This is a genomic window from Streptomyces sp. NPDC048436 (genome assembly GCF_043200355.1).
GTDB lineage: Bacteria > Actinomycetota > Actinomycetes > Streptomycetales > Streptomycetaceae > Streptomyces.
The window spans coordinates 320,772-333,757 of record NZ_JBICXP010000004.1; the positions used below are offsets into that span (position 1 = coordinate 320,772).

General features: G+C 70.6%; 12 protein-coding genes. 7 read left to right on the forward strand and 5 right to left on the reverse strand.

What is annotated here, in order from left to right; all coding sequences use genetic code 11:
* Positions 1 to 12: 12 nt before the first annotated feature.
* The gene (locus tag ACGFX9_RS16330; protein ID WP_393471357.1) at positions 13 to 501 is read left to right on the forward strand and encodes a MarR family winged helix-turn-helix transcriptional regulator; all 489 of its coding nucleotides are present in this window, start codon (positions 13 to 15) and stop codon (positions 499 to 501) included.
* Between the two features lie 231 nt (positions 502 to 732).
* On the opposite strand, the gene ACGFX9_RS16335 is transcribed toward ACGFX9_RS16330, so the two are convergent.
* Positions 733 to 1,578, reverse strand: a complete 846-nt coding sequence (locus tag ACGFX9_RS16335; protein ID WP_393471359.1) for a hypothetical protein — start codon at positions 1,576 to 1,578, stop codon at positions 733 to 735.
* A gap of 357 nt (positions 1,579 to 1,935) precedes the next feature.
* On the opposite strand from ACGFX9_RS16335, the gene ACGFX9_RS16340 reads away from it, so the two are divergent.
* From ACGFX9_RS16340 to ACGFX9_RS16360, 5 genes are read left to right on the forward strand one after another with little or no spacing between them, the layout of a single operon-like run.
* Positions 1,936 to 4,827, forward strand: a complete 2,892-nt coding sequence (locus tag ACGFX9_RS16340) for a nitrate- and nitrite sensing domain-containing protein (RefSeq protein ID WP_393471362.1) — start codon at positions 1,936 to 1,938, stop codon at positions 4,825 to 4,827.
* 8 nt (positions 4,828 to 4,835) lie between these two features.
* Positions 4,836 to 5,369, forward strand: coding sequence for a roadblock/LC7 domain-containing protein (locus ACGFX9_RS16345; protein ID WP_393471365.1), 534 nt, complete (start codon positions 4,836 to 4,838; stop codon positions 5,367 to 5,369).
* Complete coding sequence (locus ACGFX9_RS16350) at positions 5,366 to 5,770, forward strand: DUF742 domain-containing protein (protein WP_393471368.1); 405 nt, start codon at positions 5,366 to 5,368, stop codon at positions 5,768 to 5,770. The genes ACGFX9_RS16345 and ACGFX9_RS16350 overlap by 4 nt, the downstream gene beginning before the upstream one ends.
* Positions 5,751 to 6,380, forward strand: a complete 630-nt coding sequence (locus tag ACGFX9_RS16355) for an ATP/GTP-binding protein (protein ID WP_393471371.1) — start codon at positions 5,751 to 5,753, stop codon at positions 6,378 to 6,380. Before ACGFX9_RS16350 ends, ACGFX9_RS16355 begins: the two co-directional genes overlap by 20 nt.
* Positions 6,381 to 6,436: 56 nt before the next feature.
* Positions 6,437 to 7,669: a styrene monooxygenase/indole monooxygenase family protein gene (locus ACGFX9_RS16360; RefSeq protein WP_393471374.1), complete on the forward strand. Its 1,233-nt coding sequence runs from the start codon at positions 6,437 to 6,439 to the stop codon at positions 7,667 to 7,669.
* Positions 7,670 to 8,230: 561 nt separating this feature from the next.
* Here ACGFX9_RS16360 and ACGFX9_RS16365 read toward each other — a convergent pair.
* The 4 genes from ACGFX9_RS16365 to ACGFX9_RS16380 form a co-directional block, all read right to left on the reverse strand.
* Entirely contained in the window at positions 8,231 to 9,409 is a 1,179-nt protein-coding gene (locus ACGFX9_RS16365; RefSeq protein ID WP_393471377.1) for an NlpC/P60 family protein, read from the reverse strand.
* A 150-nt stretch (positions 9,410 to 9,559) separates the two neighbouring features.
* A complete protein-coding gene (locus tag ACGFX9_RS16370) occupies positions 9,560 to 9,838 on the reverse strand; it encodes a hypothetical protein (protein WP_393471380.1) in 279 nt (92 codons plus the stop codon).
* Between the two features lie 33 nt (positions 9,839 to 9,871).
* Positions 9,872 to 10,600, reverse strand: coding sequence for a TetR/AcrR family transcriptional regulator (locus ACGFX9_RS16375; RefSeq protein WP_393471383.1), 729 nt, complete (start codon positions 10,598 to 10,600; stop codon positions 9,872 to 9,874).
* Positions 10,601 to 10,694: 94 nt separating this feature from the next.
* Positions 10,695 to 11,633, reverse strand: coding sequence for a diiron oxygenase (locus tag ACGFX9_RS16380; RefSeq protein WP_393471386.1), 939 nt, complete (start codon positions 11,631 to 11,633; stop codon positions 10,695 to 10,697).
* 216 nt (positions 11,634 to 11,849) lie between these two features.
* On the opposite strand from ACGFX9_RS16380, the gene ACGFX9_RS16385 reads away from it, so the two are divergent.
* On the forward strand, positions 11,850 to 12,968 hold the full coding sequence (locus tag ACGFX9_RS16385; RefSeq protein WP_393471388.1) for a ferritin-like domain-containing protein: 1,119 nt from the start codon (positions 11,850 to 11,852) through the stop codon (positions 12,966 to 12,968).
* The last annotated feature ends 18 nt before the right edge of the window (positions 12,969 to 12,986 follow it).

Below are 12,986 nucleotides of genomic sequence, written 5' to 3' on the forward strand. Positions count from 1 at the left end.
AGAAAGCGTGCCATGGGTGCTGAAGTGCACGAGGGCGAGAATGACCCCGGGGCTGACGTGAACCGCGGTGTCGACCGTGAGTTCCTCTCCCTGGAGCGGGAGTTGACGCTGCTCCTGCGCCGGGCCCGCGCCTCTTCCGGGGAAATGGCCCGCCAGGTCCACCCCGATCTGGAGCCCGCCGCGTACGGACTCCTCGTCTGCCTCGACGACTCCGGGCCGCAGCGGGCCACGGCTCTGGCCGCGTACATCGGCGTCGGCAAGGCGACGATGAGCCGTCAGCTGCGCGCCCTTGAGGAACTGGGCCTCGTCACCCGCGAGCCCGACCCCGCCGACGGGCGCGCCTGGCTGGTCCGCCTCACCGAGGTGGGCCGCACGCGGTTCCGTACGGTGCGGGCGGGGCGACGGGAGCGGTATGTGCGACAGCTGGCCGGGTGGGACCGGGTGGAGGTGGCGGAGCTTGCGCGGTTGCTGCGCCAGCTGAATGACTCTGCGGAGGCTTGAGCGGGGGTGCTGCGCTGAGGCTTGAGCGGGGGGTGCTTCGGCTGCGGGGGCGGTTGTGGCTGGGTGCGCGGTTCCTCGCGCCCCTTGGGGTGGTGCCTGTGCTTTTGTTGGTGCGGGTTGAGTGTGGTTGCTCGCGCAGTTCCCCGCGCCCCTGGGGGGGGTGTCCGTGCTTTTGTCTGTGCGGGTGCGTTGTGGCTGGTCGCGCCGTTCCTCGCGCCCCTTTGGGGCGCGTTACAGCTCTGCGTATACCGCCGCCGCGTCGTCATGCCGCTTCCCCCGCGGGAAAGTCGCGCCCTCGGGGTCGCCGCGTTCCAGTTCGCGGACCCGGTCCACCAGGCGTTGGGGGCCGTCCTTGCGCAGTAGTTCGAAGCACTCCGTCCAGTCGCCCTGCCGGAACGTCTCGACCCAGCGGCCCACCCCGTCCGTCAGGGCCGCCACCGCCGCCACCTCGGAACGGGCCCACTCCCCGGTGACGGCGCGGGCCGCCGCCGCGGGGTCGGCCGCCGCGGTGTAGAAGCCGCCCTCCGCGTTGCGCAACGCCTCGACGGCCGCTCCGTACGCGCGGCCCGCCACCTCGCGTTCGGCCGAGCCGCGCGGCAGGGCGCGGACCTCCTCACGCATCGCGCGGATCGCCGGCGGCAGTTCCGCGAGCCGCACGTCGAGCACCGGCGTGACCCGGCCGTCCGGCCCCGCCATCAGGAGCGTGGAGTCCGACAGGACCAGGTACTCGACCCGTTCGTCGTTCCAACGCACCAGAACCACGGTGGCCTGAGGAGTACGCGGGTGAGAAAGGTCACAGGTTTGACGATGAACCTCCGCGATGCGCGCGATCGCCGCCGCGAGGATCTCAGGGAGCGTCATATCCCGTCGCGAAACGGACAGTTCCCCCAGTGCGGCCCCGAGCCGCGCCGTGAACCAAGGGACGGAATGCAGACAGCCGTCATCTCCGGCGGGCGGCGTCACGCCGTCCAGAAGGACCAGCGATCCGCCCTGTCCGGATGCGGGAAGCGTGACCGCCACGTAGTCCTCGTTGGGGCGCGCGGGGTCACCGGGCTCGGTGGCGAGTTCGATACGCATTCCGCCAGTCTGCACGAGGCCTTCACAAGGTCGCCCAGGCGTCGCAGACGGATGGGGATTGGCCCGGACCAGCAGGTCAGGCGCCGGATTTCAGTCGGAATGATCACCTCCGGCGGCGTGTGGCGGCGCATCCTGCCAAAGCCTGCGGGAGACGTCCAACCGGCGCACCGTGGCCGGAACATCCGGTCCGCGTCGGGACTTGCTCGCCAACTCCCCGCCGATGTTCACTCCTTCGGGTGGCCAGGCATGTGATGTACGACTGCCACCCATCGGCACTGGAAGGGTCAGGAGCCGTACCGGGGGGCGCGTGCGTTGACGGATCGTCATCCCGGGCCCCATGGGCGGACGAAAACAGGAATGCGAGCACCGGTGCAGAAGATGCGGCCTGGGCGCAAGGGCAAGCAGACGGCTCCTGACGGGGCCACGCCGGGCGCGACCACCCCTACGGAGCGCTTGGCGGGAGAGTCCGCTGCCCCTGGCGTAAGCGCCCCTGACGGCTCGAAGCCCAGCGAGAAGCCGGCCGAGGCGGAGCCTGTCGCGGCCGACACCGCCGAGCCGAGCCCCGCCGCCGAGCCGCAGCCCGCCGAGCCGCAGCCCTCCGGGGCGAAGCCCGCCGAGCCGAAGCCCTCGCGGCCCGCGAAGTCCGTCAACGCCAAGCCCACCGCCCGCGTGCGCAATCGGCTGATCGTCGCCGTCGCCGTCGTGGCCGCCGCGATCGCCGGGGCCGGAGCACCTGCCATCGTCGCCGCCTCCGGCCAACTGAGCGACGCGCAGCGCCTGGTGACCCTCGCCGAGCGCACCCAGGACGCCGTGTCCCTCGGCCACTCCCTGGCCGATGAGCGCGACGAGGTCACCTCGTTCATCGCGGCGGGCCGCCCGCAGGGCCAGGGCCTCTCCGAGAGCCGCAGCGCCCGCGTCGACCGCCAGATCGACGAGCTGCGCACCGCCGACGCACCGGCCGGGCTGCGCAAGGACCTCGCCGACATCGCCGCCGTACGCAGAGCGGCGCTCACCGGCAAGAGCAGTGCTCTCCAAGCACACACGGCGTACTCGGACGTCATCGCCGAACTGCACGGCCTCACCAGCGAACTCGCCGAGCGGACCCCGCCCCGCGCGGGCTCCGGTGCCTACGCGCTCGCGGACCTCGACCACGCCGTCGAACAGACGGCCAGCGCCCGAGGCCTGCTCCTCGCCGCCCTCGCCGTCCCGCGTACCACCGAGACCAGCACCGCCGTCGACCCCGTCACCGGCCTGCCCACCACGGTCGTCGCGGAGTCCGCCGCGGGCAGCAAGCGCCGCGACGGCCTCAGCGCCGCCGCCCAGCAGGCCCACGTCCGCGCGGAGGCGGCCCTCGCCGACTTCCGGGACGCGGCCACGGACGGCGCCCGCTCCACGTACGACTCGACCGTCACGGGCCATGAGGTGACGGCGGCGGAGAAGTACCTCACCCGCCTCACCGACCAGCCCACGCTCTCCACCGCCGAGCGTGCCTACGACCGCAAGAAGCTCGACGCCACGCTCTCCGCCCGCATCGAGATGATGCGGGGCGCCGAGTCCGCGCTCACCGTGCAGCGCACCAAGGACCTCGCCCAGCTCCGCGACGACGACGTCACGGCCCTTGAGATCCGCGTCGCGCTCATCGGCGTCACCCTGCTCGTCGCGGTCGGCGTCTCCATGGGGATGGCCCGCAGCCTGACCCGCCCGCTCGCCGTCCTGCGCATCGGCTCGGCCCGCCTCGCCACCGAGCCCGCGCCCCAGGAGCCGATCCGCTTCACGGGCCGTGACGACGAGTTCGCCCAGGTCGTACGGTCCGTCAACGCGCTGCACGGCCACGCGTCCGCCCTCACCGAGCGCCTCACCACGCTCGAAGCGGACCGCAAGCACCTCATCGGCCGGCGGAAGTCCATGGCCGACGAGCGCGAGACCCTGCGTGCCGAACTGGCCGAGGCCTCCGCGCACTTGGAACGCGTGCGCCAGTCCATCCACGGCACCTTCGTGAATCTGGCGCTGCGCACCCTCGGTCTGGTCGAGCGGCAACTCGCCGTCATCGAGAACCTGGAGGACCGCGAGCAGGACCCCGACCGCCTCGCCACGCTCTTCAAGCTCGACCACTTCGCCACGGTCATGCGCCGCCACAGCGAGAACCTCCTGGTCCTCGCAGGCGCCGAGCACGGCCACCAGCACCCAGGACCGGTCCCGCTCGTCGACGTCGTGCGCGCCGCCGTCAGTGAGATCGAGCGGTACGAGCGGGTGCGCATCGCCACGCTGCCGCCGCACGCGCACGTCGCGGGCTTCGCCGCCGACGACATCAGCCACCTGGTCGCCGAACTCCTGGAGAACGCGACGTCGTTCTCGCCGCCGGACGCCTCCGTCGAGGTATCGGGCTGGCTCCTGGAGGGCGGCGAGGTGATGCTCTCCGTGCAGGACGAGGGGATAGGCGTCACCCCGGACCGGATGAACGAACTCAACTCCCGCCTCGCGGAGTTCCGTCCGGACGACGCGTACGACCAGGAGAGCGGGGACGGGCTCGGGCTCGGCCTCTACGTCGTGGCGCGGCTCGCCGCGCGGCACGGTGCGCGGGTGCGTCTTCGCGAGCAGAAGCAGGGCGGTGTCGCGGCGGTCGTGGTCCTGCCGAAGTCGATCCTCGCCGCCGCTCCCGCGGTGGGCGCGCCGCCGGTCGGCGTCCCGGTGGCCGGGGCGGCGCCCGCCGTGCATCTGCCCGGGTCGGAGGCCGAGGCGAACTCCAACGTGCTGCCGGGGCGTTCGGCGGGCTCCGCCACCGTGGTGCCCAAGGCCGCCGGTGCGGACCCGCTGATCGCGGCTGCCGAGCAGACGGTGCGTGAGGCCGAGACGACCATGGAGCTGGCGGTGCCGCCCGCTCCGGAGGAGCCGGAAGCCGTCAAGGAACCGGATGCGGCGGCTCCCGAAGCCGGGCCCGAAGCGGAAGCCGAAGCCGAGCCCGCCCCCAAGTGGGAGCGCGTCACCGACAAGGGCCTCCCCAAACGCACGCCCAAGATCACCGCGCCCGAGCCCACCGTGCCCAAGGCACGCAGCTCCGTGGACGCCGAAGCGCTGCGCAAGCGCCTGGGCGGCTTCCACCAGGGCGCCATGAGCGGTCGCCGTGACGTAGAGGCCGAGCTCACCGAGCTGACCGAACGTAACGAAGAGACCGAAGAGACCGAAGAGACCGCAGAGACCAAAGAGACCGAAAACAACATGGGGGACACAGTCGAGGAGGCAAGTAGTTGACTGCGCCCATGCGCTCGCCCAGTTCTTCCACCGGCAGTAAATCCACCGGCAGCTCCACCGCCGGAGGCACCTCCGCCCGTTTCGGACTGAGCAGCGAAGCACGCAACCTGCACTGGCTGCTGACGAATCTCGTCGAGGAGGTGCAAGGTCTGCTTTCGGTCGCGGTGGTCTCGTCCGACGGCTTGCTCCTGCTCTCCTCCGACCCCGCACGCAACAACGAGCAGGCGGCCGACAACAGTTCGGGCCCCAAGGGGTCGAGCGCGGACCTCGCCACGATCGTCTCCGGACTCGGTTCCCTCTGCATCGGCGCGGCCAAGCTGATGGAAGCAGGATCGGTCAAGCAGACCGTCGTCGCGATGGAGGAGGGCAGCCTCTTCGTGATGTCGATCAGCGACGGCTCGCTGCTCGGCGTGCACGCGACCCCGGACTGCGACATGAGCGTCGTCGCGTACCACATGGCGCTCTTCGTCGGCCGCGCCGGGCACGTCCTCACCCCCGAACTCCGCAGTGAGCTGCGCCAGTCGATGGAGAGCGTCCGATGAGCAGTAAGCCCGGCAAGCTTCCCCAGCGGGGTGCCGACCGCAAACCCTCGCGCGTACGCCCGTACTCGCTCACCGGCGGGCGCACCCGCTTCGGCCACGTCCTGCTCGTCGAGACCTTCGTGGCGGCGCTCGAAGCCCCCGAGGAGCGGCTCGAACTGCCGCAGGGCAACCTCTCCACCCGTGTCATGCCGGAGATGCGGGCCATCGTCGAGATCTGCCGCCGGATGCGTACGGTGGCGGAGATCGCCGCGCTTTTGAAGATGCCGCTCGGCGTGGTCCGCGTACTGCTCAGCGACCTCGCAGACCAGGGAAAGATCCGCGTGTACGGGACGGGCCACGGCCCGGGACAGCCGGACCGCGCACTGCTGGAAAGGGTGCTGAGTGGACTCCGCCGTCTCTGAACTCCGCCACCCGGGCCCCGACCCGGACGAGAACCTCCAGGCGTGGCAGACGGACCGTACCCGTGCTCCGATCGCGACGAAGATCGTGGTGGCGGGCGGGTTCGGCGTCGGCAAGACGACCCTGGTCACCGCGGTCTCCGAGATCACGCCCCTCCAGACGGAGGCGCTGATGACGCAGGCGAGCGAGGACACGGACGACCTCACGTCGACGCCGGACAAGACCACGACCACGGTCGCCATGGACTTCGGGCGGATCACGCTCGACGACGACCTCGTCCTGTACCTCTTCGGTACGCCGGGGCAGCAGCGGTTCTGGTTCATGTGGGACGACCTGGTGCGCGGCGCGATAGGCGCGGTCGTCCTCGCCGACACCCGCCGCCTGCCCGACTGCTTCCCGGCACTCGACTACTTCGAGAGCTGCGGGCTCCCGTACGTCGTGGCCGTCAACCACTTCGACGGCACCGAGGAGTTCGAGCCCGCGGACGTCCGTGAGGCACTGACGATCCCGGCGCACATACCGGTGCTGATCATGGACGCGAGGCAGCGGATCTCGGTGATCGAGTCGTTGCTGTCACTGGTCGGCCACGCCTTGGCAGCAGCCCCCGAATAGCTTTAGCCTAAACCTTTTTAGCCTTAAGCTTTTTAGTACGTAGGAGAAGCAGCCGCATGCGGAAGATACTCGTCGTCGGAGCCGGTCAGGCCGGTCTCCAGATCGCTCTCGGACTCCAGTCACAGGGGTACGAGGTCACCCTGATGTCCAACCGCACGGCGGACGAGGTCCGTTCCGGCCGTGTGATGTCCACGCAGTGCATGTTCCACACGGCGCTCCAGCACGAGCGCGATCTGCAGCTGAACTTCTGGGAGTCACAGGCGCCCAAGATCGAGGGCGTGGGCGTCTCGGTCGCCGGTCCTGACTCCTCCCGCGTCATCGACTGGGTCGGCAAGCTGGACGGGTACGCCCAGTCCGTCGACCAGCGCGTGAAGATGGCGGGCTGGATGGAGACCTTCGCTCAGCGGGGCGGCCAGCTGGTCATCCATGGCGCCGCGGTCTCGGATCTCGACTACTTCTCCCGCACGTACGACCTCGTGCTCGTCTCGGCGGGCAAGGGCGAGCTCGTCTCGATGTTCGAGCGCGACGCCTCGCGCTCTCCCTACGACGCGCCGCAGCGGGCGCTGGCCGTCGCGTACGTCCACGGGATGGGCCCGCGGCCCGAGCACCCCGAGTTCGAGGCGGTGCGGTGCAATCTGGTGCCGGGGGTGGGCGAGCTCTTCGTCATGCCGACGCTGACGACGTCGGGGCGTGCGGACATCCTGTTCTGGGAGGGCGTACCGGGCGGCCCCCTGGACGTCTTCCAGGGGGTCAAGGACCCCTCGGAGCACCTGGCGCTGACGCTGGAGCTCCTGGAGAAGTTCACGCCGTGGGAGTACGCGCGGGCGACCAAGGTCGAACTGACGGACGCGGGCGGCACGTTGTCCGGCCGCTACGCGCCGACGGTGCGCAAGCCTGTGGGCCGGCTGCCCGGTGGCGGACTCGTCCTGGGCGTCGCGGACGTGGTCGTGGCGAATGACCCGATCACGGGGCAGGGCTCCAACTCGGCGTCGAAGTGCGCGGCTTCGTACCTCTCCTCGATCATCGAGCACGGCGACAAGCCGTTCGACGAGGAGTGGATGCAGTCGGCCTTCGACCGCTACTGGGAGACGGCCCAGCACGTCACCAAGTGGACGAACGCGATGCTGTCGCCGCCGCCGGAGCACGTCCTGAACCTGATCGGCGCGGCGGGCCAGCTGCAGCCGGCCGCGGATCGGTTCGCGAACGGCTTCAACGACCCTTCGGACTTCGAGAACTTCTTCTATGAGCCGGAGAAGACGGGCGCGTACCTGGCGGGGCTCGCGGGGTAGTTGGCTCCCGGGGGGTGGGCGGCGCCGGGTGCCTGCGGCGCGGGGGCGTTTCTGTCATTCCGCGGGGCGATCTGCCCTGATCCGCCGCTTCGCGGCGGGTCTTTCCCGCCCACCCACCCGATTGCCCTGCGGCGCAGATTGGCTGCCGTATCCGTCGGTCCGCGGGGCCCTGAACTGCCGCCTCGCGGCGGAGCTTCCCTACGGCGCAGGGGCGGCCCGTATCCGTCGGGCCGTGGAGCGGGGCGCCCTTGATCCGCCGCTTCGCGCCGGGTCTTTCCCGCCCACCCACCCGTTCACCCCGCAGCTGCTGGCGCTCGGGGAAGACGGGCGGATGGGAGAGCTCGTTCGGTGCGGGCGAAGTTGCGGCGGGTGGGTGACTGGGCCGGTAAGCCTGTTCGTGCGGACAAAGCCGCGGGGCAATCGGGTGGGCGGGCGGGAAGGCTTGTTCGGTGCGGGTGAGGCTTCGGGGCAATCGGGCGGGTGGGTGGGAAGGCTTGTTCGGTGGGGGTGCAGCTGCCGGGCAATCGGGCGGGTGGGTGGGAGAGGTTCGTTCGGGAGGGGCTACGCCGACGGCGCCCGCGTAGAGGCGTAGCCCTTGTCCGTGCCCTTCAGGGCCCCGCGCGGCAGCTTCGGCGGGACGTAGCCCTTCATGGGGGACTCCGCAGGGTCAGGGCGTACCGCGCCGCGCAGCGGGTTTGCCGCGATGGGGGAGACCTTTACCCTCGCCCCGGGGCGCGGGGCCTGGATCACCATGCCGTCTCCCAAGTACAGCGCCACATGCGTGGCCTTGGGGAAGTAGACAACGAGATCCCCCGGCCGCAGCTTCCGCAAGGACACCCGCCGCAGCTGCGCCCACTGCTCCTGGGACGTACGCGGAATCGTCCGCCCCGCCGCCTCCCACGCCTTCGAGGTGAGACCGGAGCAGTCGAAGGAGCCCGGGCCCTCCGCGCCCCACTTGTAGGGCTTGCCGATCTGCTTCACCGCGTAGTCAAGCGCGGAGTCCCCCTGCCGCGACGGAGGACGAGCCGCCGGGGAGCCCCCCGAGCCCCCCACGCCCCCCGCGCCCCCCAGCGAGCCCGAAGCGAGGAACCTCTTCTGGGCCGTGGCCATCCCCTCCTCCTCCGCCCGCGCCAGCTCCGTCAGCTGCTCCGTGCTGAGCGAGGCGAGCAACTCCTCCACCTCCTTCAGCTGCCCCCGCACCGTGTCCCGCGCCGACTTCTGCCGCGAGGCCAGGGAGAGCTGGGTCTTCAGGGCGACCTCTGCCTTCGAGGCGAGCGTGGCCGCCCGCTGCTCGCCCCCCACAAGCCGCTTCACCGTCGCCGCCCGCCCCGCCGCCGCCCGCCCGATCACGTGCCCCTGGTCGAGCGCCCGCTGCGGATCGCGCGCCAGCAGGAGACGTACGTAGGGGGAGATCTCCGTAGTGCCCTGGTACTGCTCCCGCGCGAAGCGGCCCACCGCGCCCCGGCTGTCGCGCAGCGAAGTCCTCGCCCGCGCCAGGCTGCCGTTGAGGCGGGTGACCTCGGCGCGCTGCTCCTTGAGCTTCTCCGCGGTCGCGTTGTACGTCTCCGTCGACTCCTCGGCCTTCCGGTACAGCTTCTGAAGGTCCGTCAGGAGTTCGGAGACCGGGCGCTCGCCGGTGTCCGCCCCCGGGTCGGGAGCCGCGTACACCGGAGAAGCCGGCGCCAGCAGCGCGCCGACCGCCGCCCCCGTACCGACCCACCGCAGCAGCCTGCCTGACATGCCATCACCTCCCGAGCGCGGCGGCACGTCCGCCCCGCACCGCGAGCATCAGCCGCCCCGGCGGGACCCGCCTCCTGGAGGTGCGCGGGTTGGCGCAATGAGGTCACTCGTCCAGGGCCCCGCGGCGCGCCGCGCTTGCCCCGGCGGCGCTCAGCCCGCGGTGCCCGGCTTCGACCAAGGCCACTTCAGTCCGGACCCGGCCTTGTCGCCCTCGGGGTCGTACTCGTACTTCCAGCCCGGATGCAGCCCGAACCGCTTCCCCGCGGCCCTGGCCACCCGGCGGTACACGAGCACGGTCGGCGGGCCGCCCGCCTCGTCCGGCACCGGGACCCGGTACACCTTCGGGGGGTGGCCGGTCGGGCCAAGCAGGATGGGCAGGACGCGGCCGTCCAGGGGCCCGCCCATAAACGGGGTGTCTTCGCTCTTCACCCGGCCAGTGTCACAGCAGGCGGCCGCCGAGCGTCACAGCAGGTGCGCCGCGTCGCTCACCACGGGCAGCACACGCCGGGCGAGCGCGCCCGCGGGGCCGTCCGCGGTCTCCATGGCCAGCGCTCCCCGTACCGCCTCCGCGGTCTGCGGATCGCGGCCCGCGGAGGCCACGAGGACCGCCATGAACTGCTCGACCAGCCAGTCCCGCAGCTCGTCGAGCGGCGGCTGCTTCTCCTCGTCGAGCCAGATCAGGGACGCCGCCTCGACGGAGGTGATCCACATCCGCACGGTCATCCGCAGGCGCGGGCCCGTGACCCCGACGACCTCCAGATGGGCGAGTATGTGCTCGGCCGCCGTCCTGCGCACCTCGTCCACTATGGCGGTCGTACGCGAGGTCTCCACGACACTGCCGCCCTGCAGCAGCGCGCTGAACCCCGCGTCGTGCTGGTCGACGAAGGCGAGGTAGCGGTCGAGGGCGTTCGCGAGGCGCCGGGTCAGCGGTCCCTCCGGCGGTTCGGCGAAGCACTGCTCCAGCTCATCGGCGGCGGAGCGCAGCGCGGCCTCGTACAACTGCTGCTTGCCGCCCGGGAAATAGCGGTAGACCAGCGGCCGTGACACCCCGGCCGCCTCCGCCACGTCGTCGAGGGAGACCTCGTCGGGCGCGCGCACGGCGAAGAGGGACAGGGCGGCTTCCAGGAGCTGAAGCCGCCGCTCCTCGACGCTGAGGCGCCGGTACGCGCGGGTGGGAGCAGGCGAGGTCATGCCTCGCAGCGTAACCGCCCGCTCGAACAAGCGCCCCGGAACCAGCCGCCCCCTCTTCGCTGCGCCCTTCCCTACGCCAGCAGCCCCGAGCTCTTCAGGCAAGCAACCCCGAGCTCTTCCACAGCCGCCGCCCCGCGCCCCGCAGCACCCCGATGTCGTCCAGGAAGTCCGTCAGCCGCTTCGCCCCGGTCTGCATGATCTCGCGGCGGTGGCCGCTCGCCTTGACCTGCGCCATGGCCTCGCGCTTGTCCAGGCCGACGTTCGTGTAGACCTCGGGGTTGATGAAGGCGACGGAGAAGACGCGGGCGAACTCGCCGGAGGTGAGGCGGGTGAACTCCTGGGACCAGCGCGGTGCCGTCACCATCTGGCGGCGCAGCTCCTCACGGGCGTACCGCACATGGCGCGCCTCCTCCACGACGTGGATCCGCGTCACGCCGCGTACGAGGGTCTGGACGCGCTCGTCGGGGAACGTGAGGCGCTGCATCCAGTCGAGGATCTCCTCACCCAGCAGCGTCGCCGTGAACGAACCGGGCGTCGTCGAGATGGTCTTGAAGAGGCGGCCGAGGTGTCGGTGCACGGTGCTGACCGGGTAGTACGGAGTGTCCCCGCGCGTGATGAGACGCGCGAACATCTTCGAGTGCCGGCACTCGTCCTCGATCTCCGTCAGGGCATACCGCACGTGCGCGCTCGTGGCCGGCTTGTCGTAGATGTGCCGTACGAGAAGCTGCATCAGTATCAGCTCGAACCAGATGCCGAGGGAGGCGAGCGCCGCGGCCTCGTGCTGGGAGAGCGCGATGCGCTGTTCCTCGCTCATCCGCTGCCACATCGGCGTGCCGTACAGGGACACCAGCTCCGGGGGCCAGAACCACTTGCCCTCCTCGAAGGGCGCGTCCCAGTCCAGCTCCTTGTCGGGGTCGAAGGAATGCTTGGCGGAGGAGTCGAGCAGCCGCTCGGCCACCTGCTCCCGGTCCTTGAGCAGTCCGAGCGCGTCCCGCAGCCCTTCGATCGCCGCGTCCTCCGTGATGGTCGTCATGACTCTGTCCCTGCCTCGTCGTCACAGTTACCGGCGGTCATGTCTTATGAGACTGCCCGTCAGCAAGGGCGTCAATCCCTTGCGCACGACTTGTTGACCCCGCGTCTACGAGCGTGTGAGCCTGCCAACTACCAGTTAGTACAAGGCAGTCGGAAGCAGCGCGGAACGACCACTTAACGATCACGGAGAGCGAAGGCCCACCCCTAGGAGCCGTCAGTGTCCACGCATGAGCTGTACACCCACGCCCCGGACGAAACCACCTGGCAGATTCCGGCGACCGGCGCCGCCCGCTTCAGCTGGGAGTACGACGAGGGCCGCGCCCGGCTCCTCGCCCTCTACCAGAAGGGCAAGGACAAGCAGTGGGACGGCGCCAAGCGCATCGCATGGGACCTGGAGGTCGATCCGCTCGACCCCCTCGGCACCCCCGACGAATCGCTCTCGCTCTACGGCACCCGGCACTGGGCGAAGATGACCGAACGCGACAAGGGTGAGCTGCGCAAGCACTACGCCTCCTGGCAGTTCAGCCAGTTCCTGCACGGCGAGCAGGGCGCGATGGTCTGTGCGGCCCGCATCGTGGAGTCCGTCCCCGACCTGGACGCGAAGTTCTACTCGGCGACCCAGACCATGGACGAGGCGCGGCACGCGGAGGTCTACGGCCGCTTCCTGCACGACAAGATCGGCATGCTCTACCCGATCAACGACAACCTTCAGTCGCTGCTCGGCGACACGCTGCGCGACTCCCGCTGGGACATGCCCTACCTCGGCATGCAGGTCCTCATCGAGGGCCTCGCGCTCGCCGCCTTCGGCATGATCCGCGACACGACGGACAAGCCGCTGCCGAAACAGATCCTTGCGTACGTCATGCAGGACGAGGCCCGGCACGTGGCCTTCGGCCGCATGGCCCTGCGCGACTACTACAAGCAGCTCTCCGACGCGGAACTGCGCGAGCGCGAGGAATTCGTCATCGAGGGCTGCTACCTGATGCGCGACCGCCTGCGCGGCGTCGAGGTACTGGAGAACTTCGGCATCCCCAAGGCGGAAGCCGAGGAGTGCAGTGAGAACTCCGAATTCCTCGCCATCTTCCGGCAGTTGCTCTTCAGCCGCATCGTCCCGTGCGTCAAGGACATCGGCCTGTGGGGCAAGCGGCTGCAGGAGGCGTACGTCGACATGGGCGTGTTCGAGATGGGCAACGCCAACCTCGACCAGCTGATGGCGCAGGACGAGGAGATCGCCGAGAAGCTGGACGCGGAACGGTTCGCGGCGGAAGAGGGGCAGCGCGTGGCGGAGGTGGAGGACATGATCGCCGCCGGCGGCTCGCCGCCCTCGGAGTCCTGACCCCGGCCCTCAGCCGCC

Coding starts and splice junctions, on each gene's coding strand:
- ACGFX9_RS16340 (WP_393471362.1), top strand. CDS start 1,936: ATGCGAGCACCGGTGCAGAAGATGCGGCCTGGGCGCAAGGGCAAGCAG.
- ACGFX9_RS16330 (WP_393471357.1), top strand. CDS start 13: ATGGGTGCTGAAGTGCACGAGGGCGAGAATGACCCCGGGGCTGACGTG.
- ACGFX9_RS16375 (WP_393471383.1), bottom strand. CDS start 10,600: ATGACCTCGCCTGCTCCCACCCGCGCGTACCGGCGCCTCAGCGTCGAG.
- ACGFX9_RS16335 (WP_393471359.1), bottom strand. CDS start 1,578: ATGCGTATCGAACTCGCCACCGAGCCCGGTGACCCCGCGCGCCCCAAC.
- ACGFX9_RS16350 (WP_393471368.1), top strand. CDS start 5,366: ATGAGCAGTAAGCCCGGCAAGCTTCCCCAGCGGGGTGCCGACCGCAAA.
- ACGFX9_RS16360 (WP_393471374.1), top strand. CDS start 6,437: ATGCGGAAGATACTCGTCGTCGGAGCCGGTCAGGCCGGTCTCCAGATC.
- ACGFX9_RS16380 (WP_393471386.1), bottom strand. CDS start 11,633: ATGACGACCATCACGGAGGACGCGGCGATCGAAGGGCTGCGGGACGCG.
- ACGFX9_RS16365 (WP_393471377.1), bottom strand. CDS start 9,409: ATGTCAGGCAGGCTGCTGCGGTGGGTCGGTACGGGGGCGGCGGTCGGC.
- ACGFX9_RS16345 (WP_393471365.1), top strand. CDS start 4,836: ATGCGCTCGCCCAGTTCTTCCACCGGCAGTAAATCCACCGGCAGCTCC.